Origin of the sequence: Reyranella sp. (genome assembly GCF_965279465.1) — a bacterium.
Taxonomy (GTDB): Bacteria; Pseudomonadota; Alphaproteobacteria; order Reyranellales; family Reyranellaceae; genus Reyranella.
In genome coordinates this window covers 4,427,852-4,452,965 of sequence record NZ_OZ257242.1, presented here as the reverse complement: position 1 = coordinate 4,452,965, position 25,114 = coordinate 4,427,852, and the positions used below count along the sequence as shown (strand labels likewise).

Sequence of the window (25,114 nt, the reverse complement as noted above, 5' to 3'; positions counted from 1 at the left end):
TGGTTCCTTCTCGTTACGGGTTCATGTTGCTGTTGGGGAAATGCGAGCGGGCATCACGATCGCCGTTGACCGCGGCATTGCCGGGCACGAACACATCGTCCCTGATCGCCTTGCCGACCTTCGACAGGGCCTTGATGAAGCCGGCGCGGTTGGTGACCCCGAAGAGATCCAGGACCGCGAGCTCGTCCCTGCCGAAGATCCTGAGCGCCGCTTCCTTCGCGGTGCCGCGCTCCTCCGGAGTGGTTCGCTTCTCCGACTGAGCCCTCCACGCGCCGACCTGGTCGGCGAACGCCCGGGCATTGCCCTCGGCGCCCGCCTTCTGCTGCCGGGCGAAGAAACTGGCGAGGTCCCTGGCGGCCTCGGGCGGGATGTTGTGCCGGGCGAGCAGCTCGCTGCCGGCCTGGGTCAGGCCGGGGTCGAGGGCGACGCCCTCGGGCGTCAGGGCATCGGCAATGACCTTGTCGTAGTCGACAGCCCCCGCCTCGAACGCGTCTGTCTCCTGCGCCTGTTGCTGCAGCTCGTCGCGATTGACATCGCTGCTCGCGCCGGCATCGCCCGCGCCCTGCTGGTCGTCATGAGTCTGCACGTCATTGTCGTCACCCATCGTCTTGCTCCTTGATCGTTGCCGCCTTGGCGAGCTCGCCCGCCTCGACATCGCGTCGGGTGGCCTCGCCGATGGCGGTCAGGAAGTCGGCCGCCGCGATCCTCTCGGCCCAGCCCATCAGCTTCCGCGCGGCGCTCTGCAGGCCGGCATTGAAGTCGGTCTGCCGCGCGCTGGTGGCGTCCCATGTCTCGCCCATCCAGCCGAAGTCGCGCGCCAGCCGGGTCAGCACCCGCCGTCCGTCCTCGGTCCGCATCACCGCCGCGAGCGCCTCGTCGTCGCCCGCGTCCGTGAGCTTCGAGATCTGCTCGAGCCGCCGGTTCTGCCGCGTGTCGTTGAGGTCGCGGCTCATGACGCCTCCTGCGCCGGCCGCGCGCCGGTCAGCGCCTCGAGCCCGTTGCGGTCGCCGACCTGGGCTTCGGAAAGCGTCTTCGCGCCCTGCGCCAGCGCCGAGCCGGTCTGCAGGGCCTGCACCATCGCCGCCTGCTTGGAGCGCGCGTCGGCAATTTGCTGCGCCTCGTCGGTCGAGCGGATGATGCCGGCCGGCGTGCCGATCGCGTCGGCGTGCTTGTCGATCGCGTCGTAGACGTCGAGCTTGTCGCCGGCCTGCGGGAAGGCGCCGACCAGCGAGCCGACGAAACCCACGCTGCGCTCGATCGACTGAACCCGTGCCGCGCTCTGTGCCTGCGCCAGCATCGAGATCAACTCGACCTCGAGCGGCCAGCCTTGCAGCTCGCGCGGCGGCGGCGCGAACAGGCCATGCCGCATCATCTCCTCGAACGCCCAGTCGATCAGCGGCTTCAGCAGGTCGCCGTGCAGGCTCTCCAGCACGGGGCCGAGCATCATCAGCTTCTCTTCCTTGCGCGCGATGATCTCGAGCTGGTTGCGCGGCTGGATGCCGTCCATTTGCGAGATCATCAGGAACAGGTCGGCGAAGTAGCAGCGGTTGACGATGTCGCGCTCGTCGCCGATCAGGTCCTTGAGCGGGCCGATCACCGACGGATTGGTCTGGTACATCGGCCGCCCGATCTTCTCGGTCAGGTTCCCGGCGAAGTAGTTGACGAATCCGGGCGTCGTGCCCGAAGGCTGGTTCTTCAGCTCGGCCGGAAACGCCATCGGCGGATTGACGTGCTTGTCGACCGCGTTGTGCCGGCGCTTGCCCAGCACCTGAAGCGACTTCACGTCGGAGTCCGCGGCGTGGCCGCAGCCCGTGCCGTAGGGATCGTCGGCCAGCACCTCCCAGCGCGGCGTCAGCACCGGCCAGCGGTCGTAGCCCGCGACGCGCAGCAGCCGGTCGTCCTTGCCCTCCTCCCATGTGACCGACCGCCAGCGCTTGCCCTTGGTGCCGAACCCATCGGGTTCGAACTCGTCGTTCGGCTCGATGCAATGGATCAGCATGACGTTGCCGTCGGCGCCGGCCTTGCCCTTGCGCTGCTTCACGTCGGACGACACGCGATCCTCGCCATACTCGCGCATGACCGCGCGCGCCGGCATGGCGAAACGGCGGATGAAGGTGTCGGTCACCATGCGGTGGTCGTTGGCCAGCCAGTACGTCCCGATGGTCTGCGGATAGAACCGCATGACCTCGTCGAAGTCGGGCCGCATCAAGGCGCACGCCGTGCCGAAGCCGCCGACCTCGCCGTAGAGCAGGTGCAGCGTCTGGTAGAGGTTCGACTGGTTGAACACCATCAGCATCCGCTCGGCGGCGTGGTCGAGCCACGCCTTGACCGCAGCGGAGTTGGCGACCCGCTGATCCGCCACCGTGAGCCGGAACCACGGCTGTGTGCGCGGCGTCAGCCCGCCCATCAGCCCGGCGCGCAGCACGCGCAGCGCGAAGTGCGCCACCATGTCGACGATCGCCTGGTTCTTCTTGGTGCCGCGGTCGCTCTGACCGGCGGTGCGCAGGAAGTCGCCGCGCTGCGGGATCTGGTAGCGGGCGATGTCGCGCCAGCCCGGTTCCCACGAATGGCGGATCCGCTTCAGCTCGGCGAAGCGCGTGTTGAGATGCTCGGCGAGAGCGCGCTGGGTACGAGCCATCGGCATCACAGCCCCGTCAGGGTCTTGAACCCTGGCGTACCGGCGATGAAGGCCGGGGTGATGAGCCCCGCGCCGCCGCCGCTGTTGGTGATCGTGCTGGCGTAGCCCGCCGCGGCCTGCGCCTTGCGCTTCATGTCGTCGCCCGCTCGGACGACGGCGGGATCGAGCGACGTCGGTGCCGGCGCCGGTGCTGCAGGCAGCAGTGGCGCCGATGACGGGATGCTGGGGGAGCTGCCGATGCACATCAGCGGCCCCGCCGGGAGAGAGTGATCAGGGGATGTGAAGTAGCCACATGGGAGTAGCTAGTTTCTGTGATTTAGGAGACGCAAACGCTAATCGCAGACCGTCGCCGATAGTGGGTCGGTTCGGTGAACACCGATGGGGAGAAAGGTGAAAACGCATGCTCTCCCGGACCGCGAAGAGCGTGACGACTGGAGCTTGATGGCTTCGCACCAGTGGCTGCGATAGGGTCGCGTGAATGACCAGATCCGATCCATCACGACGCACGATTCTCAAGGCGGCGACCGCGCTCGCCGGCACGGCCGTCGCTGCCGACACCGCTGTCGCCCAGGCTCCCCGTATCACCGGCGGAAGCGAATCGTCCTTTCCCTCGCCCGACGCGCCGGGCTCGAACGAGGGCGGCTACAACATCCTGTTCATCCTGACCGATCAGGAACAGTACATGGGCTACACCTGGCCCTTCCCGCTGCCCGGCCGCGAACGGCTGCGCAATGCGGGCACGTACTTCGAGAACCACCACATCGCCGCGGACATGTGCTCGGCCTCGCGCGCCGTGATCTATACCGGCCTGCATCAGCCCCATAACGGCATCTTCGACAATGCCGGCGTGCCCTACATGAAAAGCCTCGATCCGAAGCTGCCGACGATCGGCAAGATCCTGCGCAAGCTCGGCTACTATCCCGCCTACAAGGGCAAATGGCACCTCAACGGCGCCATGGCGATGGAGAACCATCCGGATCACATCGAGGCTCTCTTCGAGTCGACGATGGACAGAGACTACGGCTTCTACGACTACACCGGCACCGGCGACTACATCGAAGGCGCGCTGGGCGGCTACCAATACGATGCCGTCGTGGCCGCGCAGGCTTTGCAGTGGCTTAAGGGCAAGGGCCGGCCGATGACCGACCGCAAGCAACCCTGGTATCTCGCGGTCAATTTCGTCAATCCGCACGACGTGATGTGGGTCAACACCGACCGCCCCGGCGAGAAGGTCCAGGCAGCCGACGCGCAGCTCAGCATCGCCTTCCCGCCGCAGGACGCGCTCTATCGCCGGGAGTGGAACGAGGTTGCGCTGCAGAAGAGCTGGCAGCAGCCGCTCGACACGCCGGACCGCGTGCCCGCCCATCGGATCTATCACGCCGCCAACGGCTATCTCACCGGGTTGATCCCGAACGAGGAATGGCGCGTTCGCGCGAGGCAGAACTACTACTTCAATGCGATCCGCGACGTCGACCAGCAGGTCGTCCAGATCCTCGACCAGCTCGACCGGCTGGGGCTGACCGACAAGACGATCATCGTCTTCACGTCCGACCACGGCGAGCTTCTCGGCGCGCACGGCGGCTTGTCCGGTAAGGGCACGACGGCCTACCGCCAGCAGAACCATGTGCCTCTGCTGGTCGTGCATCCCGAGATCAAGGGCGGCCAGCGCTGCGGCGAGGTCACGTCGCATATCGATCTGCTGCCGACCATCGTCGCCATGACCGGCAAATCCACGGCCCCTGTCGCCGAGACGATGTCCCGCATGAAGGGCCGGGACATCGGCCCGTTGCTGCGGCAGCCGGTCAATCCCGACTTCACACGGGCGCGTGGCGGCGTGCTGTTCTGCTACAGCCAGCTGATGGTGCACGACCCGGGCTTCACGAAGGCCATGTACGAGACCCTGCTGAACAAATCGATCGCCAGGACGGACCAGCTGAAGACCCTCGAATCGTTCCCGATCGACTGGTCGCTCCGGGTGGCGATCCGCTCGATCACCGACGAACGCTACCGCTTCACGCGCTATTTCCCGTTCCGCGGTTTCAACACCCCGCGCTCGCTCGAGGAGCTGCGCGCCAATAACGATCTCGAACTGTACGATCTCCAGGCCGACCCCGAAGAGATGATCAACCTCGCCCACGACGTCGAGCGCAACCGGGACCTGATCTCCCGCATGAACGAGAAGCTGAACGCCCTGATCGCGGCCGAGATCGGCGTCGACGACGGCAGCTTCCTGCCCTTCTCGGATTTCATCGACTGGGGCAAGGCGGCGAAAAGCGGAATGAATCTCTAGTCTTCGCTGGGAGCGCGGCTCTCCAGAGCCGCTCATGGGATGGCGAGAATGAGGATGAGCGGCTCTGGAGAGCCGCGCACCCAGCAGGCATGTATCACCTATCGCTTGCGCGGCCAAAACGAGAACTACCCCAGTATCTAGGCGTCGAATCAGCGGCCGCAACGAGTCGCCCGCCGTCTCATTGAGTCCCCATCGTGAGGGGTCACGACGATGCCTGGAGGGGACTACAAATGGCCGTTCGTCCGTCTTGGGAGGGGCACCTGCGCCTCTCGCTCGTCACCTGTCCGGTGGCGCTTTTTCCTGCGACCAGCGAAGCGCAATCCGTCCGCTTCAATCTGATCAATCCGCAGACCAACAACCGCATCAGGATGAAGACCGTCGACGCCGGGACCGGCGAGGAGGTCTCGCGCGGCGATCTCGTGAAGGGCTTCGAGATCGCCAAAGGCGAATACGTGCTGCTCGACAAGGACGACTTCGAGCAGGTGAAGCTCGAATCGACGCGCATCATCGACATCGAGAAGTTCGTGCCCCGGGCGGGCATCGACCGCCTGTACTGGGAAACGCCCTATCACCTGGTGCCGAGCGGCAAGACCGGCGTCGAGGCGTTCGCGGTCATCCGCGAGGCCATGAAGAAGAAGGGCATGGTGGCGATCGGCCGGCTGGTGATGAGCACGCGCGAGCGGATCTGCGCGATCGAGATCGAGGAGACGGGACTCCTCCTCACGACCCTGCGCACCGCCGAGGAGGTCCGTGACGTCACCGAGATGCCGACCGCGCCTCTCCCCAAGCCCGACGCGCAGATGCTCGCCATTGCCGAGAAGATCGTCGAGCAGCAGGCCGGCACGTTCGATCCGGCCGACTTCGTCGACCGCTACGAGGACGCGTTGCGCGCGTTGATCGAGCAGAAGAAGAAGGGCCAACCCGTGCGTCCTGTGGCCCCGGCCAACGACGACGCCAAGGTGGTCGATCTCATGGCGGCGCTGAAGCGCAGTCTGAAGGGCGGCGGGGCGCCGGCCGCGCCGCGCCGGACGGGCGGCACCGCTTCCGCCTCCCGTCGCCCGTCCTCGCCCAAGCGTAGCGGCCGGCGGGCTGCCTGACCGCCGGCGACGGCACGCCCTCTCGCGGGCGCGCCGCGCCACCATGGCGCGGCTGATCGATCGCCGCGGACCATCGAGGCATGGTGCGGCTCGGCGCGGTGTGCGACTCTGCAGGATCGACGTCCGTACAAAGGCGGCCCATGCGCGATCCGATTGACGTAGTCGTCTCCGCCCTGCCCGCGATCTGGATGATGGATACGGGGCGTTACCTGGTGGCGGCGACCCTGATGTCGATCGTCCTGGCGGTGTTCTGGCGCGCCGGGCTGGCCGAGCGCAAGCTGCAGGCCCGGCACGCGACGGCGGGCGACATCCGCCGCGAGATCCTGCTGTCGTTGCGCACCTGCCTCGTCTTCTCGCTGGTTGGCGCCGCCGTCGTGTTCGCGGCGCTCCAGGGCTGGCTCACGATCTACTGGAGCTTCAAGAAGGCCGGACCGGTCTATCTCGTGCTCTCGCTGGCGCTCATGCTGGTCGCGCACGATGCCTGGTTCTACTGGACGCATCGGGCGATGCATCACCGGCACCTGTTCCGCCTGTTTCACCACACGCACCATCTGTCGCGCACGCCGACGCCGTGGACCGCCTATTCCTTCTCCGTTCCGGAAGCCCTCGTGCAGGCCGCCTTCGTGCCTCTTTTCCTCCTCCTGGTCCCGATGCACGAGGTCGGGCTGGCGCTTTTCCTGGGCATCCAGATCGTCCTCAACGTCATCGGTCATTCCGGCGTGCAAATTCATCCTGCCGCGTTCGGGCCGGGTCACTGGCTCGGATGGGCGACCACCACGACTCATCACGACCTGCATCACGAGACCGGGCGGTCGAACTACGGCCTCTATTTCCGCTGGTGGGACAAGCTCATGGGAACCGAGCATCCCGACTACCGCCGCAAGTTCGAGGCCTTCGCCGCCCGGCGGACGGCGCGAACGAGTATCGGCCCCGATGTCCCGGCTGGAAGCGCGCCGTCCCCGAGCCGTTCTTCCATCGCCATCCGACACCCGCTGAGCGGTGGCGGAGAGCCGCGGTCTGAGCAAAAAAGCTACTCGCTGTCATAAAGCATTTGCTTGTGCCCGTCGGGCCGGTAGCCTTTGCGCGCGAAAGCTCGCCAAGAATGGGCATGATCGCCCGCTCAGCAGAGGTAACGTCGAATGACTGATGGACTATTCGCCGGCCTGAAGGTCATCGATTGCGCGAGCTGGATCGCGGGTCCCGCGGCAGCGACCATCCTCTCGGACTTCGGCGCCGAGGTGATCAAGATCGAGCCGCCCGGCGCCGGCGATCCGTGGCGGGCCTCACCCGCCGTGCCGGGCAAGGTCACCGATTACTGGTGGCAGCTGACATCGCGCAACAAGCGTAGCCTCGCCATCGATCTCAAGCACGCCGACGGGCTCGCCGTGCTTCAGCGGCTGATCGCATCGACCGACGTCTTCATCACCAACTTCCCCCTGCCCGTGCGCGAGCGGCTGAAGATCGCGGCGGCCGACCTGCTGGCGATCAATCCGCGGCTCGTCTACGGCTCGATCTCCGCCTACGGCGAGGTCGGCGAGGAAGCCGCGCGCACCGGCTTCGACGCCACCGCCTACTGGGCGCGCACCGGCCTGATGGACATGGTGCGGGCCACCCCCGAGACCGAGCCGGTCCGCTCGATGCCGGGCATGGGCGACCATCCCACCGCGACGGCGCTCTACGCCGCCATCGTGACGGCACTCTACCGTCGCGAGAAGACCGGCCGCGGCGGCGTGGCGCAGACCTCGCTGCTGCAGAACGGCCTGTGGGCCAACGGCTGCTACGTGCAGAATCGCTTGTTCGGCGAGCACGTTCCCCACCGGCCGCCGCGCCTGGAGACGCCGAGCGCGCTCGCCAACCACTATCGCTGCCGCGACGGCCGCTGGTTCCTGATGGCGCTGCACAACGAGGCGCGCCAGCTCGGCGCCTTCCTGAAGGCGATCGACGCCGAATACCTCGTGAAGGATCCGCGCTTCGCCACACAGCTCGACCGGCGTGCCAACCACGCGGTCCTGACGGCGATCCTCGACGAGATCTTCGCCGCGCGCGATTTGTCGGAGTGGCGCCCGATCCTCGAAAAGGCCGGCGTCACCTTCGGCGCGGTGTGCACCGTCGACGAGGCGGCGGAGGACGCGCAGGCGATCGGCATCGGCGCGCTGGTGCCGTTCGCCGACGGCGCCAACCTCACCGTGTCGAGCCCGTTCCATCTCGACGGCGAGACCAAAGTCGCTCCGGCCCGCGCGCCCGCCGTCGGCGAGCATTCGGAAGCGGTGCTGCGCGACGCCGGCTACGCCGCCGACGAGATCGCCGAGCTGAAGGCGCTCGGCGTGCTGCAGCAGCAGTAACCCGGCTCATCCTCGCCTTATCTTTGCGGACCGTCGGCCCCACGGCCGATAAACCCCTTAGTGCTGAGCCGGATCGAGAAAATCGATCGCCTCGATCGTCCCCCAAACCGCCGTGGTCGTGAGCGCAAGCGAGACCACCGCCGCGACGAGACCGACCGAGAACGCGATCCCGTCTTCTTCGAGGTAGGCCAATGCCAGCAGCATGATGACGAAGGCGGGCACGAGGTGGCCGAAGGGAACCGGCAGGATCATCGTCAGGCCGAGCAGCAGCACCACGATCCCGGTCAGCCTCCTGGTGGTCTGGATGGCCGGCGGCCAGCGCGGGCGGATCAGCCGCTCGATCCATGCGAGTCGCGACGACGCGGCACGGCTGATGCGGACGAACTTCTCCACCCGGATCGTCCTTCGCCTCACTATCGCGGGAAGCGAAGCGACCTCCCGCCCGCGAACCATCTGAAGCGCAGGCCATGCGACCAGCGCACCGACGAAAGTCGACAACCCGGGAACGAGGCCGACCAGTCCCATCACGAAGAACGTCAGGCCGAAAGACCGCGGGCCAAGCTGCTCCATCAGCCAGCCAATCGACACATGGGTACCCTCCGCCAGAGAGACGATCCTGGCCAGCTGGACCGATATGGGCACGTTGAACTGCGATACCACGAGCGTCAGACGAATTCAGGTTCTGTGGAGCAATCGATCATACGAAGGCGGCCGGGGCCGCGCCATCGCGCCGTGGGCAAACGTCTTCTGTCCTCGGGCCGGCGACCGATCCCGGCGTCGAGACCGGCCGGATTTCGGACTGGATCACCCCGGCAACCGCTCCAACCCGCGCCTCCTGATCGCGGCAGCCAGGCCCCAAAGCACGGGGACGCAAAACATGGAGAGGATCGAGGCAACGAGAATTGTGTTGCCGACTCCCCGCGCCAGCAGATTCCCGCGCATCGCGGTCTGCAGGACGACGAAGGCAAACTCCCCGCTTGCCGCCAACATGAGAGCGCTCTCGACCGACGGCATCGGCCCCAGCCCGAACAGGCGCGCCAGTCCGAATACGACCAGAGCGTTGATGGCGATCACGCTCAGCATGATGCCGAACACGAGCGCCGGGCTCGCCACGACTATGGGAAGGTCGAGGCTTGCGCCGACGGACACGAAGAACAGGCCCAGGAGCAGCCCTGCGAAGGGTTCCACGGTTCTTTCGATCCGCTTGCGATGCTCGGTTTCCGCCAGCAGGAGGCCTGCGATGAATGCGCCGAGCGCCATGGAGATGCCGGCCATGGCAGCAGCCAGGCCGGCGCCGATGACCACCAGAAGCGACGCAGCCACGAACAGCTCCTGGGAATCGGCCCGCGCAACGGAGCGCATGATCGGACGCAGGACGATCCTCCCCAGAGCTACCAGCGCCGCCAATCCACCGAGAGCCGGAGCGAACGCAAGGAGCATTACCGGCGAGAAGCTCTCCCCGCGATTGGCCGCCAGCACACCGAGCGTGATGAGGATGGGCGCGACGGCGAGGTCCTGCAGGAGCAGCACGGAGAAGATGGCGCGCCCGGCGCGTGAATGCTGGCGCTTTCGCTCCGCCAGCAGCGGCATGACCATGGCGGTGGACGAGAGCGCGAGAGCAACGCCGACCACGACCGCCGGGATCACGTCCAATCCGAAGCCGATGGCACCAGCAGATATCGCCGCGCCGGACGCGAGGACTTGAGCGCCACCGAGCCCGAACACCAATCGGCGCATGGTCCACAATCGCTCCCAGGAGAGCTCCAGGCCGATCCTGAAAAGGAGAAAAACGACACCGAACTCGGCGAGCTGCGCCATCTCCTGCGGGTTGCCTATTGTGACGTAGCGCAGCCAGGGAGCGGTCGCGCGAAATGCGCCGAGGCCGTACGGGCCCAGTATCACTCCCGCCGAGAGGAAGCCGAGAATCGGGCTGATCCCCCAGCGCCGCAACACGGGAACCACGACGCCGGCCGTGGCGAGGAACAGCACCACGTCGCCATACTCGCCGCCGTGGAGATCTGTGCCCATCGGTTCGGCATGCCTGACCGCCGGCGCTGAGGCAAGCCGCCCTTGTCCCCGCGCGCCCCGGTCCGATCGGATCGCGAGGTTCGCAACGCGCGGTTTGCAGAAGAGTCCAGCCGTATCGGTACAGTCGCGCAAATTAATAGCCCCGCTTGCCCCTTATCTCAGTGCGGATGCAGCCCCATCTCTCAAGGGCGCCAACCGATCGACGATCGCGACGGCAGATCATCCCAAGGAATGAAGCATGAGTGACAAGTCCCTGACGGCGACCACGACGGCAGCCGCGACCAACCGCGTGCAGGCTTGGGCCGACGCTCAGAGGAAAGCCCTGCAGAAGCGCGAGCTTCTCGCCGAGATCGGCGGCAAGTGGGGCAAGTTCAGCGAACAGGAGCTGTCCGACCTGAAGAACGAGGATGACCTCGTGGTTCAGCTCGCCGCGAAGTACGGCATCGAGGCGGACACCGCGCGACGGGAAATCGCTGCCCTCATGAACGGGCGGTCGTTCCAGCCTCCGGCGGCGGCAGTGGAACCAGGAAAGGTCTTGCAGCTCCGGGAGCGTCATTCGGCCGGGAGATGAGCATGTCGACGCGATCCACCGAGACCACCATACGCTTCAGCCAGGCATTCTGCCTGAGCCAGTTCGACGAGGCGCAGCCGGCGGGGAGCTACCAGCTGGTAACCGAGGAGGAGCGGCTGGAGGAGCTGTCGTTCGCGGCGTTCCGCCGCGTGCGGACGCTGCTCTACCTGCCGGCGACTGCCCGCACTGGCCAGACGCGACAGGTGATCGAGGTCGATCCTGCCGAACTCGCGGCGGCCGTCGTCGCCGACGCCCTGCGCGGTCTCGGCGCGCGGCCTTCGCTGCCGGCATGAAGGCGTGGAAGCACTGCCCGGCCGAGGTGGCCGGAAAGCGTTCACAGGCATCACAGGCAACTGATTCGCAGCAGGAGTTCTGACATGTCCAAGGATCTTCTCCTCCGCCAGGCCGATGCGCTGCTGGCGCAAGCGAGGCGGATGCGAAAGTCGTCCGCCAACCAGCTGGAACCGGATCGGAATCGACTCGTACGCTCCGCCGAGGAGATGGAGGGAAAGGCCACCCGCCTCGAGAAGGAAGCAGCATCCACCAAAGCCGATGGCGTCGCTGCGCTGCCTGGCGACTGGCTTGCCACACTCTCGAAACGCGCCCAGACGCCGCGTCGATGATGCAGCCGGCGGCATCGGGCCGCGGCCTGGAGGATCAGAACGAACACGGGAACACTCGCCGGCAATTCAACGCAAAAGCTGCCGCGACGCGCGCCGTTCCCGATCGTCGGCACGTGAAAATTGCCCAGATCGCTCCGCTCGCCGGAAGCGTGCTCCCGGCTATTTGGTGCCACTGAACGTGTCGTTTCCAATCGCACCGAGGAGCTGGTACGACAGGGCCACGAGGTGACCCTCGTCGCCAGCGGCGACTCTCAAACGGCAGCCGGTAGTTGCGTCAGTTTGTGCGTATCGGTCGATTCGACATCCGTCGGCAATGGGCGCACGGATCAAGCCGAGCCTTGGTGCTCTGGAGCTCCGAAATGCTGGAGTGGATCCGTAAAGCGAATATCGCTGAATTCGAGAAGCAACTGGCACAGACGACCGATTCGGACAGGCGGCGCATATTGCTGCGGCTGCTAGCCGAGGAGAAGTCCAAGGAGCCGTCGGTCAAGGCGCGCAACGAGGGCTAGGCTTGGGCGGCTTCCCAGCACTCGAGCGCGTCCAGGCCGGCTTTTGCGGCTGCCCGGAAACTTTCCGGCTCGAAACCCGCGCCCGAGATCACTCCGTCTCGATCGGCACCCTGGTGCCACGCCATTTCCGATGTCGGTTTACCAGAACGTCGGCTTGGGCATCGCACTCTATCGGCCGTTGACGAAGGGCGAAATGGACGCGGAGGTAGAGGCGGCGCTGCGGCGCGCTGCCCTGTGGGAGGAGGTAAGGGACTCTCTTCACAACCAAGGATCGGAACTCTCGGGTGGGCAGCAGCAACGCCTGTGCATCGCACGCGCCATCGCCCTGCGTCCGGATGTGCTTCTGCTCGACGAGCCGTGTTCCTCAATCGATTCGAAACCGTCGGCCAAAATCGAGCAGACGATCGACGACCTGAAGCGCATGTTCGTGACGCCGAAAGATCCACGCGCCCGAAAGTTCGTCGCCGGCCGTTTCGGCTGAACCCTGCCCGGCGGCGGCGCGTTGTGCCAGGGGCGCGGGCGACTGTTACCGGACTGACCCAGACGACGGCTAGGCTGAACCAAGGCGGGCACCCTCAGGTGGGCGCCTCCAGCGGAGAGCATCATCATGACCAAGGCAGCAGAACTCTATCGGGAAATCGACGCGCTGATCGCCGCCCTGCGTCGAGAGGGCGACGCGCAGACCGTTTCCTGGGCAGACGATGTCGTTCGCCCGGGATTTGCGGAAAGCGCCTCGAACCTAGCGGCGTATGCGGCGCTGCGCCGCCGCGACCTCCGGGATTTGCAGCGGTCTTTGATGGCCCTGGGCCTTTCCTCCCTGGGACGCCTGGAAAGCCGGGTTCTGCCGACCCTCTTCGCCGTGAAGGCCGCCCTTGCCGCGCTTGCCGGCCTTGCGCCGGAAGACGGGCCGTCCCGCGAGATCTTCTTCGCCGGCGAGCGGCGCCTGGTCGAGCGCGCGCACGAGGTTCTGGGCAACGCAGCCACGGCGCGTCCGACCGCAATACTGGTCACCTGCCCGACGGAGGCGGCCGACGACCCGTCGTTCATGCAGGGACTTGCGCAGCGCCGCGTCGAGGCCCTGCGCATCAACTGCGCGCATGATGGTCCCGATCGCTGGCAACGCATGATCGATCATGCGCGCGCGGCGGAAGCGGCATCGGGCCACCGCTTCAAGATCCTGATGGATCTGGCGGGCCCGAAGATCCGGACCGGCGAGGTACGCCTGCCCGGGGAACAGAAGCGCGTCGGCAAGGGCGCGCTGCTCGCCATCGTGCCGCCGGGCGGTCTCGGTCGCATCGCGGTCGACGAAGATCATTTTGCGATGGAGTGCACGCTGTCCGAGGCGCTGGACGCGGTGACGGTGGGCGACCGTGTCTATGTCGACGACGGCAAGCTCGGCGCCGAGGTCGAACGGGTCGAGGCCTGGGGCCGGCTGGCGCGCGTGACATCGGCGTCCGACAAGGGCGTCCGCCTGAAGCCCGAGAAAGGCCTGAACTTCCCCGACACCCACCTGAAGATCGCCGCCCTGACCGACAAGGATCTTGGCGATCTCGATTTCGTCGCCGCCCACGCCGACGGCATCGGCTTCTCCTTCGTCCAGTCCGCCGCCGACGTCGCGATGCTGCAGGAGGCGCTCGCCGAGCGGCGGCCGAACGACTGGCAAACCCTGTCACTGATCCTGAAGATCGAGACCTTGCAGGCGGTCCGCAACCTGCCGGAGATCGTGGTCCGCGCGGCCGGGCGTCAGCCGGCCGCCATCATGATCGCCCGCGGCGACCTGGCGGTCGAGATCGGCTTCGCCCGGACGGCGGAAATGCAGGAGGAGATCCTCTGGATCGGCGAGGCCGCCGACGTCCCGGTGATCTGGGCGACGCAGGTCCTCGAGCACCTCGTCCAGAAGGGCACGCCGTCGCGCGGCGAGATGACGGATGCGGCGATGGCCGCCCGCGCCGAATGCGTCATGCTCAACAAGGGTCCCTATCTGTTCGAGGCGATCGACGAGCTCGAGACGCTGCTGGGCAGGATGGGGGAGAACCAGCACAAGAAGACGCCGCAGCTGCGTCGCCTCAGGAGCTGGTGAGCCTGCCGCGGGCCTCACCGAGGTCGGAGCGGCGACCACAACAATCGCGACGGCGAAGGCGCTCGGCGTCCTGCAGCAGTGGAGCGCGCGTCTTCCCTTGCCTAGGTTGCCGGCCGGTTTTCCGTTACACTTCCCGCACGATGGCTGTTGGAAGGAGCATTCCATGACCGCGCAGACCAAAGGCCGTATCCGTCACGTCGCCCTCAGCGTCGAGGATCCCTGGGAGACCGCGGAGTTCTACAAGCAGGCCGTCGGCCTGCAGGAAGTCACCGAGCTCGACGGCCCGCTGGCCGAGGGCGTGTTCCTGACCGACGGCGTGGTCAACCTCGCCATCCTCCACTTCAAGAGCGACGAGGCCTCGCAGGGCACCGGCCGGGATTTCGTCGGCATCCACCACATCGGCTTCTGGGTCGACGATGTCGTCGAGCAGGGCAAGATCGCACGCAACGCCGGCGCGACCTGGATCATGGGCGACACCAACAACCCGCACGGCTACGAGATCAAGCACACCGATCTCAACGGCATCATCTTCGACATCGCGGCGCACGGCTGGGCCGGCTCGCAGAAGAACCCGGGCGCAGAAGACAACGTCGTGCATCGCAACCCGCAGCGGCGGCTGGCCAAGTTCGACGAGCGCCGCGCGCGGGCGCAGGCGAAATTCGCAGCAACGCGCGCGAAGGAGCTCGCTCCCGCGGAGTGACCATACCTGCTGGGAGCGCTTTGCAGCTCCACTGGCACCGGTGTAATTTCCGGAGCCAGAGGAGCGAAGAATGGACATCATGGACGTCTCGCCGTTTGCAGACGGCGCCGCCTACGTCAAAGGCCGCTTCGTGCCGATCGCCGAAGCCGCCATTCCGGTCACCGACTGGGGCTTCACCCGCTCGGATGCCGTCTATGACGTCGTGCATGTCTTCGGCGGCGGGTTCTTCCGGCTGAACGACCATCTCGATCGCTTCATCCATTCGATGCAAGCGCGCCGCCTGAACCCGCCGGAGGACCGTGCGGCGATCGAGGCGGTGTTGCATCGCTGCGTCGCGCTGAGCGGCCTCAGGGATGCCTATGTCGCGATGGTCGCGTCGCGTGGCCGGCCGCGGGTCGCGGGGTCGCGTCGTCCGGCGGATTGCGAGAATCACCTGATCGCCTACGCGATTCCGTGGATCGACGTGATCCCGAAGGACGTGCAGGAACGCGGTGCGCATCTGTGGATCGCCAGCACGCCGCGCGTGCCGGACGTCTCGGTCGATCCGACGGTCAAGAACTACCAGTGGAGCGACCTGACCTCCGGCTTGATGGAAGCGCACGACCACGGCTACGACACCGCGATCCTGTGCGATGCGCAAGGGTTCGTCACGGAAGGACCGGGCTTCAACATCTTCATCGTCAAGGACGGCAAGGTCATCACGCCGGATCGCGGCAGCCTGCACGGCATCACGCGCCAATCCGTGCTCGAGCTGTGCGGGATGATGGGCATTCCGGCGGAAGTGGCGCCGTTGCCGCGGGCCGAGCTGGAAGACGCGGACGAGGTATTCGCCGCGACGACAGCCGGCGGCGTGATGCCGGTGTCGCGCGTCGGCGGACGCATCCTCGGCAACGACCGGCCCGGGCCGGTCTCCCTGTCTCTGAAGGAGGCTTATTGGCGCAAGCACGCGGAGGGGTGGCACTATACGCCGGTCCGTTTGCTCGAGACCGCCTGAGACGCAGCGCAGCGCAGCGATGGGCGGCCTCGCCACCGCCACGCCCGTGCTTTTCGACCAGTACCGGCTCGACGCGAGTCGTATCGACCTCATCAGGCCGAAGCCGTTCTTCGGAGCTGGCCGGGAAGAACCGCAGTCGCGACGGCCTGGATAGCGCGCGCCCGCCCCACCACGTTCCAAGCCATTTATCGGGTGGAAATGGATGGACAAATGGCTAGGCGCGCGTCACGATAATTGGGTGTAAATGGATGGATAAACGGCGTGGCGCTCAATATCGCAACCCTCCGGATCACCCCTGAAATTCTGTCGCTGATCGCTGGAATCGACGAGTTCAAGGGCGCCTGGCGGGCGATCGGTCGGATCGCGCCGGAGCGCCTATCCGGCTTGCGCCGCGTCGCCACGATCGAAAGCATTGGCGCCTCGACCCGCATCGAAGGTGCCAAGCTCAGCGACCGGGAGGTCGAGACGCTGCTGGCCAACATCCGGATCGGCTCGTTCACTACGCGCGATGAGCAGGAGGTCGCCGGCTACGCCGAAGCGATGGAGACGGTCTTCGGCGCCCATGACGAGATCCCGCCGACCGAGAACCACATCCGCCAGCTCCATCGCGACCTGCTGGCCCATTCGACCAGGGACGAACGGCATCGCGGCTCCTACAAGACGCTTCCCAATCACGTCGAAGCCTTCGACGAGAGCGGCAAGAGCCTTGGCGTGGTGTTCGAGACCGCCACTCCCTTCGACACGCCGCACCGCATGGCCGAGTTGGTCGACTGGGTAGCTGCGAAGGAGAAGGACAAGAGCCTTCACCCTCTTCTGGTCATCGCGGTCTTCGTGGTGGTGTTTCTGGAGATTCATCCCTTTCAGGACGGCAACGGCCGGCTGTCGCGCGTCCTGACGACGCTGATGCTGCTGCGCGCGGGTTATACCTATGTGCCGTACAGCTCCCTGGAGAGCGTGATCGAGCAGAGCAAGGACGGCTACTACCAGTCGCTCAGGCGGACGCAGGGGACGATCCGCACCGGCACGCCGGACTGGAACCCTTGGCTGGCGTTCTTCCTTCGTGCCTTGTCGAGCCAGAAACAGCGCCTCGAAAGGAAGATGGAGCGCGAGCGAGTCATGCTTGCCGCCCTGCCAGAACTGTCGGTGCTGATTCTGGAGCTGGCGCGCGAACATGGCCGGATCACGGTGGCGGAAGCCGCGAGGGTCGCCGGCGCCAGCCGCAACACCGTCAAGGATCATCTGAAGGCGCTGGTCGAGCAGGGCCACCTGACCTTGCACGGAGCCGGCCGGGGAGCGTGGTATAGCCTGACCTGATGAGCGACCTGGAAGGTCGCGGCGACGCGCGCCAAGAAGCTCGCCCCCGCAGAGTGACAGCGTTCCTCCCTGCGCGCAGCTTGCGGGGAGAAAAAATCAATCCGTCTCGATCGGCAGCGACTCGTTCTTCGCCCACTCCCCCATCGACCCGTCGTAGAGCGTGAGGTCGTCGTGGCCGAGCTGGTGCAGCAGGAACAGGTCGATGGTGGCCGAGATGCCACCGCCGCAGTAGCAGATCGTGCGCTTGTCCTTCGACACGCCCTGGGCGGCGAACTTGGCGGCGGCATCGGCCAGGCTGGTGAAGCCCTTGGTCGTGGGATCGACCAGCGTGGCCGCCGAGACGTTGACGCTGCCGGGCACGCGACCGGGGCGGCCGTAGCGGCTGGGCTCCAGCCCGCGATGGAACTGCGGCCCCAGCGCATTCACCGTCACGGTGTCGCCGCGCCCGATCGCCGCCTTCACCGCCGCGGCATCGACGAACAGGCCCGCGCGCGGCGCCGCCACGAAGATCGCCGCCGGGTAGCCACGCGGCGCGCCGGTCTCGAGCGGCCGGCCTTCGGCTTTCCATTTGTCGAGGCCGCCGTCGAGCACGGCGGCATTGTCGAAGCCGAGCGACCGCAGCATCCACCAGAAGCGCGTCGCCCACATCATCGTGCCGCTGCTGTAGAGCACCACGCGCGTGCCCGGCCCGACCCCGTGCCGCCCGAACGCCGCCATCAGGTGCGCGACCGACGGCATCATGAAATGCAGATGCGTGCCGGTATCGGAGAACTCGCCCTGCAGGTCGAGGAAGTCGGCGCCGGGGACATGGCCCTCCTCGAACGCCGCGCGGCAGGGCACGGCGACATAGGGCTCGGGCGAGCCGGCCGGCGTCGGATCGAGGCGGGTCGTGCAATCGAACACGCGCAGCGATGGATCGCCGAGCGAAGCGGCCAGGGTGGCGGTGTCGATCAGGGCGTTCGGGTCGCGCACGGCGGTGTCCTCCGGGTTCGGCGCCAAGGTCACACCGGACGCCGAGATTTGCAATAATCCCGGCGCACCTGCAGTGTGATCGAATGACCGACGAGGTGAAGCTGCAGCGAAGGCTTGCAGCGATCCTGATCGCCGACGTGGCAGGCTACAGCGGCCTCATGCAGCGCAGCGAGGAGACGATTCACCGGCGATGGCAGAAGTATCTGTCACGCGCCGGTCAGACTTTTGCGGCACATGAGGGCAGAATCATAAAGACAACCGGCGATGGCTTCATCGCCGAATTCGGAAGCGTCGTGGAGGGAATCCGCGCAGCAGCGGCCTGGCTCAATGAATCCGACAGGCTCGAGGAGGATTTCAGCGAGAAGGATCGCATCCAGGTTCGGATGGGCATGCATCTCGGCGACGTTATTGTCGACCCCAGCGGCGAGCTTTACGGCGACGGCATCAATATCGCAGCCCGTCTCGAGCAGCATGCGCCAGTTGGCACGATCTGCATCGACGAGGCGACCCGGATGCATCTCGTCGGCAAGATCGATATGCCGATCACCCAGCTCGGATTGCATCGCCTGAAGAACATCGCCGAGCCCGTTCGCCTCTCGGCCGTGCATGCGGGCGGGGCAATCCAGCGCAATTCCTGGATCTCCAGAAAGTCCGCGACAGTAGCCGTGTTGCTGTGTGCGGCCGTGGCGGTCTCGGCGGCCGTCGTATTCTACGCCGGGAATTTCCCCTTTCCCCGCTTCGCAACACAGAGCGAGACAGTGCGTGACGCGCCCAAGCCAGCCGCGTCCAGGCTGTCGATCGTCGTCCTGCCGTTCGCCAATACGTCGCCGAATCGCGACGACGAGGTATTTGCCGACGCGCTGACCGAAGACCTTGTCACGGATCTCTCCCGGATCGCCGACGCCTTCGTCATTTCCGCGAGCACGAGCTTCACGTTCAAGGACAAGAACATCAACGCACGAACAATCGCCAACGAGCTCAATGTCGCTTACGCCCTGAGCGGCACGGTGCGACGGTCCGGCGACCAGATCCAGGTCACCTCGACGCTTGTCGATGCCTCCACTGGCGCCGTTCTCTGGTCGGAGCGCTACGACCGGACCCGATCCGACATCTACACGCTGCAGCAGCAACTCACCGGGCAGATCGCCCGTACGCTCAATCTCGAGCTCAAGGAAGCCGCCAGCCGCAAGGCCGCTCGAGGCGCTCCTGCAGACCTCGAGGCACAGGACTATGCGGTAAGGGCCTGGGCCGAACTGTGGACCAAGCCCCAAAGCAGGCAGACGAACGACGCCGCGCTTGCATTCATCGCCAGGGCCCTGGCTCTCGACCCGGACAATGCCGACGCCCTGGCCCTGAAGTGCTACGCGTTCGTCCGGGCGGCCCGCTATGGGTGGCTTCCAGGCGATGCGGCGGAACTCTCGGCGGAAGCCGTTCGACTGGGCGAGCGAGCCGTGTCGCTGGACCCTCGGGATGCGGATGCATACTTCGCGCTTGCCTTCGCGGTCGGAAGCGTCGGAGACCTCACCCGTAGCCTGGATCTCTATCGCAGGGCACAGGAACTCAATCCCAACCACGCGCCGTCCTACAGCAACTACGGCTTCAGCTTGATTTTGAATGGCAAGCCCAATGAGGCCACCGGCTGGATCGAAAGGGCACTTTCGATCAGTCCACGCGATCCTCTCGTCGCGGTCTGGCGATCCGCGCTTTCGTTGGCAGCAGTCCTCGAACACAAGGACGAACTCGCCTTGGCGACGGCGACCTCGGCTATAGCGGCCAATCCCAATCACCCAGCGCCCTACCTGCACGGTGCCGTGGCCCTCAAGCGCCTTGGCCGCCTCGGCGAAGCAGCAGATATGATGGCTCGTCATAACCGCATCAGGCCGGACTGGACGGTCGAAAAGCAGAAGCAGTCCCAGAAGGGGTCTGCGGCCTTCGACCGGCTTGCCGAGTCATTTTTCCAGGATTTGGCGCTGCTCGGACTTCCATCCCGGTGAGCCAAGCCCGGGGTTACCCCGGTCCGTGCGCCTGGCATTGGATACTCGAGCTAGCGTTGGTTTTCTTCCTGGTCTCGATGGTCGCCGGCGATTTCGGCTTTACGAGCATCGCCGCGGGGACGGCGACCAATGCCAAGTCGCTTTTCGTCATCGCGCTCGTCGTAATCGCCGTTTTCCTGGTTCTGGGCTGCGTCGCGGGCGAAGTGATCTCTTGAGCGAATGAAGAACCGGGCAGCATCGAATTCCGCCCCGATCAGCACCGCCAAGGCGGACAGCACAGCCAAGTCATGAAAGCGGCGACGGAACCGAGCGAGCCGTAAATTTCCGAGAAGCTGACGAAATTGCGAACGTACCAGGAGAAAATCGTCGACTGGCCCATCCAGAGGGCAGCGCCGATCGTGCTGGCCATGATGAGCGACGGCCAGTGCCGGAATCGCCGGCTCGGCCCGAAGCGCAGGACCAGGTCGCCGCAGCCACCACGACCAGAATTGCGATCCAGCGCAGCAACGCGAGGGCAGCATCTACCCCTTCGTCGAGATCGATCCTGCCCTGAATGGCTGGCGCGAGGATAACAGCGAAGGTTCTTTCGACCGGTTGGCGGGCACGCCCCGACGAGCCGCTCAGGCGTCATCGCCAGGTTCATCCTCGATATCGCGCTCGAGCACGCTCTCGACGTAGGTCATGCGGACTGCGGTGAGGAGCGCCGCCGTGAGCGGCGTCGCGAGCACGAGACCGATCACTCCGAGAAGCGTTCCCAGGATCGTCTGCGACAGAAGCGTGAGGGCGGGCGGCAGGGACACCGTCCTCTTCTGGATCAAGGGCGCGATGATGTTGCCCTCGAGGGCCTGGACGCCGACGAACAGCAGCCCGACCCAGAGGGCCTGGGTAGGCGACTGAGAGAGGGCGACGAGGATCGCAGGAGCGGCTCCGGCGAGCGCCCCGACGTAAGGGACGAAGTTGAGCAGACCGGCGAAGAGGGCAAGCGTCGGGGCGAGCGGTACCCCCAGCAGGAACAGCCCGATTCCAACCAACGTCGAGACGATCACCATGTCAAAGAGCTGGCCGAGGCACCAAAGGCGAAGCGTCGTCCCGATCTCCACCGCCACCTCCCGCCCGCGTGGCCGCCAAGCGATCGGAAGCAGACGAAGCGCACCCGACAAATAGAGGTGGGGCGAGACCGCGAGGAACAGACCACTGGCCAGCACGACGATCAGGCTTCCGCCGATGCCGAGCACCGAACCGGCAACCCCGGGCACATAGCTCGTCAGGGCTCCGAGCGACTTCACGGCGCCGCGAAGCTGCTCGGACACGAGGGAACCCCATTCGCTCGCGCCCAGCTGCTGCCAAAGCCGCTCTAGCTGAGAGGTCAGTTGCTCCAGCATCCGGGTCGTCTGCTCGCCGATCGCCGCGCCGCGCCACCAAAGCAGCGCACCAATCGTGATCGAAATCGCCAGGACGACGATGGTTAAGGCCCAGCCCTGCCCGACCCCGGTCCGGCGGTGGACGCTATCGCCCGCCCCTCGAAGCACACAGGCGAGCAGGACAGCCGCGAAGCCCAGCAGGAGGATGTCACGCAGAACCCAGAGGGCGGTCAACAGCAGGACGCCCACGGCACTGGCGCGCAGCGTCAAATCGATGCCGCGAAGATGCCTCACCGCATCCGATTGTTCGCTTTGGCTCAATCAGACCTCCCGGACCTTGTGAGCGGCGTGCTCGCAATCGCCGCGAGGGCCATCGGGCGACCTTGATCTCGCTAATCGGCGCGATGGGCCCCAACAGCAGCAAGGCCATGCAGGACCTCGACGGTCGCCAAGGTCCTGCATGGCCTGCTTCGCCGGATGACTGGAAAGAACCTAGTCGGCGTCCTCAGCCGGCGCGCGCGGCAGGCACCCGGCGCTGATACTTGTAGTCCGGCATCGCCTTCAGCTTGTCCTTCGTCCAGTCGGTGGTCAGCACGACATCCTTGTCGTCCCTGCTGAACTTGATATCGCTCCACTTCACCGCGACGTGCTTGTCGCCGATACCGAGAAAGCCGCCGACCGACACGATGACCGCCTTGATGGCCCCGTCCTTATCGACATACGTATCCTCGACCGTGCCGATGGACTCCTTGGCGTTGTTCTTCACCGACGCGCCGATGATGGCGTTGCTCGAAATCTCGCCGTTGGCGTTGAAGTCTCCGGTCGAGACCGTAGAGGCGGCATCTGGGCGGGCCCCCGTATTGGCCGCCATGGTGGGAGCGTTGGTCGTCGTCGCCGATGAAGCCGCGGCAGGACGATCCTTCCAGATTCCGGCATCGTTGAACACGTGACCACGATAGGTCGAGCTGGAGTACTTGTACTCGGGCGCGCTCTTGAGCTGGTCCTTGGTCATGTTGACGGTGACCTTCTCACCGTTGTTCATGATGTTGAGGTCCTTCCAGGCAACCTTCACTTCGCGGTCACCCATGCCAAGGAAGCCGCCGACACCGACCAGGACGCTATCGACCTTTCCGTCCTTGCCGAGGTAGATCGACTTGATTTCGCCGATCGTTTCCCCCTGAGCGTTCTGGACATTGCGCCCGATCAACTTGCTCGCATCGGCACCTCCGGGCACCGTGCTGTCCATCGCGCCGTGGGGGGCGGTTGCCGGCGGAGAGGTTTGCGCGTACGCCGCAGTCGCGCCAAAAGTGGCAATCATCGCCGCGATCGCGACGGGCTTGAAAATAATGTCTTTTCGCATTTTCGGATCCTTTGTTGGGTGTGAGGAACAAATTTCATTGTTGCGCGTGAGGAGGCAACGGAATGGCGCTGCCTGAAGTTCCTCGCTCTGCAAAAGCTGCGCACTGAAGGTTCCAGCGGCCTTTTTCAGCGACCAGGAGTGGAGGGGGCGCAACTATCTGACAGCTTCGCGTGTTGGTCCGCCATTCGATCCCACTAAAAATTGGGATCTTTACGCGCAAGCACGGCGTCGCCAGCCACCTTCGAGGATAAGCGTGAAGAGCTGCCTGCCACGATCGCTTGTTCGTTTTCGCGCCGCTATCGCCGCCCGTGCCGAAAGCGCGCTTTACCGAATCGGAGCGATCGGTTCCGAACGATGGAGAGCCACATGATGGAGCGCGCCAGCATCCTTGCCGGCAAGTGCTACCGCGACAGTCGGGGAACCGTTTACGAGGTCACCGCCTATGATGGCGAGAATGTGCACTTCGTGGCGCATGGCTCGATCGATCGGAGTCCCGCAAGCAAATCGGAGGGCGCCGAGCCTTGGCACCGCTTCCTGGAGGACTTGCAGCAGGAAGTGCAGTGTCCGCGTTCCTGAGCCGGGATACCCGGGAGCGGCAGATACGACCAAGGAGATCAGATATCTGATCTAGTGGCTGACCTCTATTGGGCGAGGAATGCACACGTCGAGGAGTTCGGCGTGTTGCAGCGATGGTCGCTTCTTCTCATCCTCTCGCGGTGCCCGCCAGCGCGGGATCGCCCAGCAAAGGACCGCCGAGAGGATCGCCCTGATGACTGCAACGAGCCGGGAAACCTACGAAGTCTACGCCGTGAAGTACGCCACCCGCGGCGGCACGCGCAGCGCCAACTTCATCGGCGGCGATCCGCACGACGCGCCGATGCCGATGGATTACTTCGTCTGGCTGATCCGCAACGCCGAGCGGACCTTCGTCGTCGACACGGGTTTCAGCGCGGACATGGCGCGGCAGCGCAAGCGCACGTTCCTGCGAACCCCGGCCGAAGGCCTCGCCCTGCTCGGCGTCGATGCCGCGACGGTGAAGGACGTCGTGATCACCCACATGCACTACGACCACGTCGGCACGTTCTTCGACTTCCCCGCCGCGCGCTTCCACCTGCAGGACGCGGAAATGAGCTTCGCGACCGGCCGCTACATGCGCCACTCCCGCTTCAATCACGGCTACGAGGTCGACGACGTGGTCGGCATGGTGAAGCTGGTCTTCAAGGATCGCGTGCACTTCCACAACGGATCGGCCGAGCTCGCGCCGGGCATCAGCGTGCATCACATCGGAGGGCACACCGCCGGATTACAGTGCGTGCGGGTCGCGACGGCGCGCGGGCGGGTCGTGCTGGCGTCCGACACCAGCCACTACTACGAGCATATGGAGACCGGCAAAGTCTTCCCAACCACTTTCCATGTCGGCGAGACGGTCGAGGGCTACGACAAGCTCCGCGCCCTTGCCGACTCCCCCCGGCACATCGTGCCCGGCCACGATCCCCTGGTCATGGAACGCTATCCCGCGCCGTCGAAGGCCCTCGAGGGCGTGATCGTCCGCCTCGACGTGCCGCCGATGTCATGAGCGATCGACGGAGATCAGTTTCCTCCTCGCGCAGCCATCGCCTTTTTCGGCGTTGGATGGCAATGTCCGGCCATGTGGCGACCTGGCCTCCTGGCCATCCTCCTGGCTTTTCCCGCGAGTGCACAGACCGACAACGATACGGTCGTGCCGAGCGCGAGACCGCGCTTCCAGGTGGTCGATGGCGGGACCGTCAGGTTCGGCCCCCAACCCGTGCGCCTGATGGGCATCGCCGCGCCCGACAAGGGCCAGACGTGCGACGATGGCCAATGGCACCCGGCACCCCTCGCAAAGAAGGCGCTCGAGACCTTCATCGCCGGGCGCGCGGTCAGCTGCCGGCAGGTCGACCAGGATGAATCCGGCCGTCCCATTGGTCAGTGCCACGCCGGCGCCGACGACCTCCAGGCCATGATGGTGTCCGCCGGCTGGGCATGGTCGTTCGGGACCTACGGCAATCTTTATGAGCCGGAAGAGCGGGACGCCGCCCGCCGCCGGGTCGGCGTGCACGGCCACCACTGCCTGCGGCCGTGGGAGTGGCGCGCCAAGCAGCGGGCACGGAACACGCAGTAGTTTGCTGGCAGCTCTCCGGAGCCGTTCTTCTTTCGATGTACCCCGCCCATGAGCGGCTCTGGAGAGCCGCGCTCCCGGCCCATAAAAAAGGCGGCCTC

The 25,114-nt window shown here is 65.8% G+C and carries 28 protein-coding genes and 1 pseudogene; 19 read left to right on the top strand and 10 right to left on the bottom strand.

All coding sequences use genetic code 11. The annotated features are described in order from the left end of the window. Positions 1-13: 13 nt before the first annotated feature. From ACQY8M_RS21585 to ACQY8M_RS21570, 4 genes are read right to left on the bottom strand one after another with little or no spacing between them, the layout of a single operon-like run. A complete protein-coding gene (locus ACQY8M_RS21585; RefSeq protein WP_428659456.1) occupies positions 14-604 on the bottom strand; it encodes a hypothetical protein in 591 nt (196 codons plus the stop codon). Beyond that, entirely contained in the window at positions 597-953 is a 357-nt protein-coding gene (locus ACQY8M_RS21580) for a hypothetical protein (protein WP_428659453.1), read from the bottom strand. Before ACQY8M_RS21580 ends, ACQY8M_RS21585 begins: the two co-directional genes overlap by 8 nt. Continuing rightward, the gene (locus tag ACQY8M_RS21575; RefSeq protein WP_428659450.1) at positions 950-2,638 is read right to left on the bottom strand and encodes a portal protein; all 1,689 of its coding nucleotides are present in this window, start codon (positions 2,636-2,638) and stop codon (positions 950-952) included. The genes ACQY8M_RS21580 and ACQY8M_RS21575 overlap by 4 nt, the downstream gene beginning before the upstream one ends. Before the next feature lie 5 nt (positions 2,639-2,643). Further along, entirely contained in the window at positions 2,644-2,883 is a 240-nt protein-coding gene (locus ACQY8M_RS21570) for a hypothetical protein (protein ID WP_428659447.1), read from the bottom strand. Between the two features lie 233 nt (positions 2,884-3,116). Here ACQY8M_RS21570 and ACQY8M_RS21565 point away from each other — a divergent pair, with 233 nt between their 5' ends. The 4 genes from ACQY8M_RS21565 to ACQY8M_RS21550 all read left to right on the top strand — a co-directional run bounded on the left by ACQY8M_RS21565 (position 3,117) and on the right by ACQY8M_RS21550 (position 8,367). Then, the gene (locus ACQY8M_RS21565) at positions 3,117-4,928 is read left to right on the top strand and encodes a sulfatase-like hydrolase/transferase (RefSeq protein ID WP_428659444.1); all 1,812 of its coding nucleotides are present in this window, start codon (positions 3,117-3,119) and stop codon (positions 4,926-4,928) included. A 230-nt stretch (positions 4,929-5,158) separates the two neighbouring features. After that, the gene (locus ACQY8M_RS21560) at positions 5,159-6,025 is read left to right on the top strand and encodes a Ku protein (protein WP_428659441.1); all 867 of its coding nucleotides are present in this window, start codon (positions 5,159-5,161) and stop codon (positions 6,023-6,025) included. A 140-nt stretch (positions 6,026-6,165) separates the two neighbouring features. Beyond that, the gene (locus ACQY8M_RS21555; RefSeq protein ID WP_428659438.1) at positions 6,166-7,071 is read left to right on the top strand and encodes a sterol desaturase family protein; all 906 of its coding nucleotides are present in this window, start codon (positions 6,166-6,168) and stop codon (positions 7,069-7,071) included. A 93-nt stretch (positions 7,072-7,164) separates the two neighbouring features. Further along, complete coding sequence (locus ACQY8M_RS21550) at positions 7,165-8,367, top strand: CaiB/BaiF CoA transferase family protein (RefSeq protein ID WP_428659435.1); 1,203 nt, start codon at positions 7,165-7,167, stop codon at positions 8,365-8,367. 57 nt (positions 8,368-8,424) lie between these two features. Here the strand turns inward: ACQY8M_RS21550 and ACQY8M_RS21545 are convergent, their stop codons facing one another. Together ACQY8M_RS21545 and ACQY8M_RS21540 are read right to left on the bottom strand one after the other, a co-directional pair. Further along, entirely contained in the window at positions 8,425-8,955 is a 531-nt protein-coding gene (locus ACQY8M_RS21545; protein ID WP_428675431.1) for an exopolysaccharide biosynthesis protein, read from the bottom strand. A gap of 216 nt (positions 8,956-9,171) precedes the next feature. Beyond that, complete coding sequence (locus ACQY8M_RS21540; protein WP_428659432.1) at positions 9,172-10,359, bottom strand: cation:proton antiporter; 1,188 nt, start codon at positions 10,357-10,359, stop codon at positions 9,172-9,174. Between the two features lie 274 nt (positions 10,360-10,633). Between ACQY8M_RS21540 and ACQY8M_RS21535 the strand changes: the two genes are divergently transcribed. The 10 genes and pseudogenes from ACQY8M_RS21535 (at position 10,634) to ACQY8M_RS21490 (ending at position 17,186) form a co-directional block, all read left to right on the top strand. Continuing rightward, positions 10,634-10,966, top strand: coding sequence for a hypothetical protein (locus ACQY8M_RS21535; RefSeq protein WP_428659429.1), 333 nt, complete (start codon positions 10,634-10,636; stop codon positions 10,964-10,966). 2 nt (positions 10,967-10,968) lie between these two features. After that, positions 10,969-11,259, top strand: coding sequence for a hypothetical protein (locus tag ACQY8M_RS21530; RefSeq protein ID WP_428659427.1), 291 nt, complete (start codon positions 10,969-10,971; stop codon positions 11,257-11,259). Positions 11,260-11,343: 84 nt separating this feature from the next. Further along, positions 11,344-11,589 (top strand): hypothetical protein, encoded by a 246-nt coding sequence (locus ACQY8M_RS21525; protein WP_428659424.1) that lies wholly within the window; start codon positions 11,344-11,346, stop codon positions 11,587-11,589. Positions 11,590-11,702: 113 nt separating this feature from the next. Continuing rightward, positions 11,703-11,853, top strand: a pseudogene (locus ACQY8M_RS21520) (glycosyltransferase family 4 protein); the annotation flags it as partial. Positions 11,854-11,948: 95 nt separating this feature from the next. Continuing rightward, the gene (locus tag ACQY8M_RS21515; protein WP_428675615.1) at positions 11,949-12,098 is read left to right on the top strand and encodes a hypothetical protein; all 150 of its coding nucleotides are present in this window, start codon (positions 11,949-11,951) and stop codon (positions 12,096-12,098) included. Between the two features lie 154 nt (positions 12,099-12,252). Beyond that, positions 12,253-12,579: an ATP-binding cassette domain-containing protein gene (locus ACQY8M_RS21510; protein ID WP_428659421.1), complete on the top strand. Its 327-nt coding sequence runs from the start codon at positions 12,253-12,255 to the stop codon at positions 12,577-12,579. Between the two features lie 126 nt (positions 12,580-12,705). Beyond that, complete coding sequence (locus ACQY8M_RS21505; RefSeq protein WP_428659419.1) at positions 12,706-14,178, top strand: pyruvate kinase; 1,473 nt, start codon at positions 12,706-12,708, stop codon at positions 14,176-14,178. A gap of 163 nt (positions 14,179-14,341) precedes the next feature. After that, the gene (locus tag ACQY8M_RS21500) at positions 14,342-14,878 is read left to right on the top strand and encodes a VOC family protein (RefSeq protein WP_428659416.1); all 537 of its coding nucleotides are present in this window, start codon (positions 14,342-14,344) and stop codon (positions 14,876-14,878) included. A gap of 70 nt (positions 14,879-14,948) precedes the next feature. After that, positions 14,949-15,872, top strand: coding sequence for an aminotransferase class IV (locus ACQY8M_RS21495; RefSeq protein ID WP_428659414.1), 924 nt, complete (start codon positions 14,949-14,951; stop codon positions 15,870-15,872). 261 nt (positions 15,873-16,133) lie between these two features. Continuing rightward, positions 16,134-17,186: a Fic family protein gene (locus ACQY8M_RS21490; RefSeq protein ID WP_428659411.1), complete on the top strand. Its 1,053-nt coding sequence runs from the start codon at positions 16,134-16,136 to the stop codon at positions 17,184-17,186. A gap of 96 nt (positions 17,187-17,282) precedes the next feature. On the opposite strand, the gene ACQY8M_RS21485 is transcribed toward ACQY8M_RS21490, so the two are convergent. Next, positions 17,283-18,158: a sulfurtransferase gene (locus ACQY8M_RS21485; RefSeq protein WP_428659409.1), complete on the bottom strand. Its 876-nt coding sequence runs from the start codon at positions 18,156-18,158 to the stop codon at positions 17,283-17,285. Between the two features lie 83 nt (positions 18,159-18,241). Between ACQY8M_RS21485 and ACQY8M_RS21480 the strand changes: the two genes are divergently transcribed. Continuing rightward, positions 18,242-20,152: an adenylate/guanylate cyclase domain-containing protein gene (locus ACQY8M_RS21480; protein ID WP_428659406.1), complete on the top strand. Its 1,911-nt coding sequence runs from the start codon at positions 18,242-18,244 to the stop codon at positions 20,150-20,152. Between the two features lie 41 nt (positions 20,153-20,193). Further along, on the top strand, positions 20,194-20,367 hold the full coding sequence (locus ACQY8M_RS21475; RefSeq protein WP_428675429.1) for a DUF1328 family protein: 174 nt from the start codon (positions 20,194-20,196) through the stop codon (positions 20,365-20,367). Between the two features lie 38 nt (positions 20,368-20,405). On the opposite strand, the gene ACQY8M_RS21470 is transcribed toward ACQY8M_RS21475, so the two are convergent. The 3 genes from ACQY8M_RS21470 to ACQY8M_RS21460 form a co-directional block, all read right to left on the bottom strand. Then, positions 20,406-20,561 carry a YhjD/YihY/BrkB family envelope integrity protein gene (locus ACQY8M_RS21470; RefSeq protein WP_428659403.1) on the bottom strand — a complete coding sequence of 52 codons (156 nt, stop codon included), beginning with the start codon at positions 20,559-20,561 and terminating at the stop codon, positions 20,406-20,408. Between the two features lie 211 nt (positions 20,562-20,772). Continuing rightward, positions 20,773-21,834, bottom strand: coding sequence for an AI-2E family transporter (locus ACQY8M_RS21465; protein ID WP_428659400.1), 1,062 nt, complete (start codon positions 21,832-21,834; stop codon positions 20,773-20,775). A 184-nt stretch (positions 21,835-22,018) separates the two neighbouring features. Next, positions 22,019-23,026 (bottom strand): PRC-barrel domain-containing protein, encoded by a 1,008-nt coding sequence (locus ACQY8M_RS21460; RefSeq protein ID WP_428659397.1) that lies wholly within the window; start codon positions 23,024-23,026, stop codon positions 22,019-22,021. Between the two features lie 213 nt (positions 23,027-23,239). Here ACQY8M_RS21460 and ACQY8M_RS21455 point away from each other — a divergent pair, with 213 nt between their 5' ends. The 3 genes from ACQY8M_RS21455 to ACQY8M_RS21445 all read left to right on the top strand — a co-directional run bounded on the left by ACQY8M_RS21455 (position 23,240) and on the right by ACQY8M_RS21445 (position 25,016). Next, complete coding sequence (locus tag ACQY8M_RS21455) at positions 23,240-23,449, top strand: hypothetical protein (RefSeq protein ID WP_428659394.1); 210 nt, start codon at positions 23,240-23,242, stop codon at positions 23,447-23,449. Positions 23,450-23,642: 193 nt separating this feature from the next. Next, entirely contained in the window at positions 23,643-24,449 is an 807-nt protein-coding gene (locus tag ACQY8M_RS21450; protein WP_428659391.1) for an N-acyl homoserine lactonase family protein, read from the top strand. A gap of 72 nt (positions 24,450-24,521) precedes the next feature. Further along, entirely contained in the window at positions 24,522-25,016 is a 495-nt protein-coding gene (locus ACQY8M_RS21445; protein ID WP_428659389.1) for a thermonuclease family protein, read from the top strand. Positions 25,017-25,114: the final 98 nt, after the last annotated feature.

Bases quoted from the DNA above. Each gene is read 5' to 3' on its own strand.
- ACQY8M_RS21585 (WP_428659456.1), bottom strand. From the start codon at position 604: ATGGGTGACGACAATGACGTGCAGACTCATGACGACCAGCAGGGCGCG.
- ACQY8M_RS21580 (WP_428659453.1), bottom strand. From the start codon at position 953: ATGAGCCGCGACCTCAACGACACGCGGCAGAACCGGCGGCTCGAGCAG.
- ACQY8M_RS21575 (WP_428659450.1), bottom strand. From the start codon at position 2,638: ATGGCTCGTACCCAGCGCGCTCTCGCCGAGCATCTCAACACGCGCTTC.
- ACQY8M_RS21570 (WP_428659447.1), bottom strand. From the start codon at position 2,883: ATGTGCATCGGCAGCTCCCCCAGCATCCCGTCATCGGCGCCACTGCTG.
- ACQY8M_RS21565 (WP_428659444.1), top strand. From the start codon at position 3,117: ATGACCAGATCCGATCCATCACGACGCACGATTCTCAAGGCGGCGACC.
- ACQY8M_RS21560 (WP_428659441.1), top strand. From the start codon at position 5,159: ATGGCCGTTCGTCCGTCTTGGGAGGGGCACCTGCGCCTCTCGCTCGTC.
- ACQY8M_RS21555 (WP_428659438.1), top strand. From the start codon at position 6,166: ATGCGCGATCCGATTGACGTAGTCGTCTCCGCCCTGCCCGCGATCTGG.
- ACQY8M_RS21550 (WP_428659435.1), top strand. From the start codon at position 7,165: ATGACTGATGGACTATTCGCCGGCCTGAAGGTCATCGATTGCGCGAGC.
- ACQY8M_RS21535 (WP_428659429.1), top strand. From the start codon at position 10,634: ATGAGTGACAAGTCCCTGACGGCGACCACGACGGCAGCCGCGACCAAC.
- ACQY8M_RS21530 (WP_428659427.1), top strand. From the start codon at position 10,969: ATGTCGACGCGATCCACCGAGACCACCATACGCTTCAGCCAGGCATTC.
- ACQY8M_RS21525 (WP_428659424.1), top strand. From the start codon at position 11,344: ATGTCCAAGGATCTTCTCCTCCGCCAGGCCGATGCGCTGCTGGCGCAA.
- ACQY8M_RS21515 (WP_428675615.1), top strand. From the start codon at position 11,949: ATGCTGGAGTGGATCCGTAAAGCGAATATCGCTGAATTCGAGAAGCAA.
- ACQY8M_RS21505 (WP_428659419.1), top strand. From the start codon at position 12,706: ATGACCAAGGCAGCAGAACTCTATCGGGAAATCGACGCGCTGATCGCC.
- ACQY8M_RS21500 (WP_428659416.1), top strand. From the start codon at position 14,342: ATGACCGCGCAGACCAAAGGCCGTATCCGTCACGTCGCCCTCAGCGTC.
- ACQY8M_RS21495 (WP_428659414.1), top strand. From the start codon at position 14,949: ATGGACATCATGGACGTCTCGCCGTTTGCAGACGGCGCCGCCTACGTC.
- ACQY8M_RS21480 (WP_428659406.1), top strand. From the start codon at position 18,242: ATGACCGACGAGGTGAAGCTGCAGCGAAGGCTTGCAGCGATCCTGATC.
- ACQY8M_RS21470 (WP_428659403.1), bottom strand. From the start codon at position 20,561: ATGGCCAGCACGATCGGCGCTGCCCTCTGGATGGGCCAGTCGACGATT.
- ACQY8M_RS21455 (WP_428659394.1), top strand. From the start codon at position 23,240: ATGATGGAGCGCGCCAGCATCCTTGCCGGCAAGTGCTACCGCGACAGT.
- ACQY8M_RS21450 (WP_428659391.1), top strand. From the start codon at position 23,643: ATGACTGCAACGAGCCGGGAAACCTACGAAGTCTACGCCGTGAAGTAC.
- ACQY8M_RS21445 (WP_428659389.1), top strand. From the start codon at position 24,522: ATGTGGCGACCTGGCCTCCTGGCCATCCTCCTGGCTTTTCCCGCGAGT.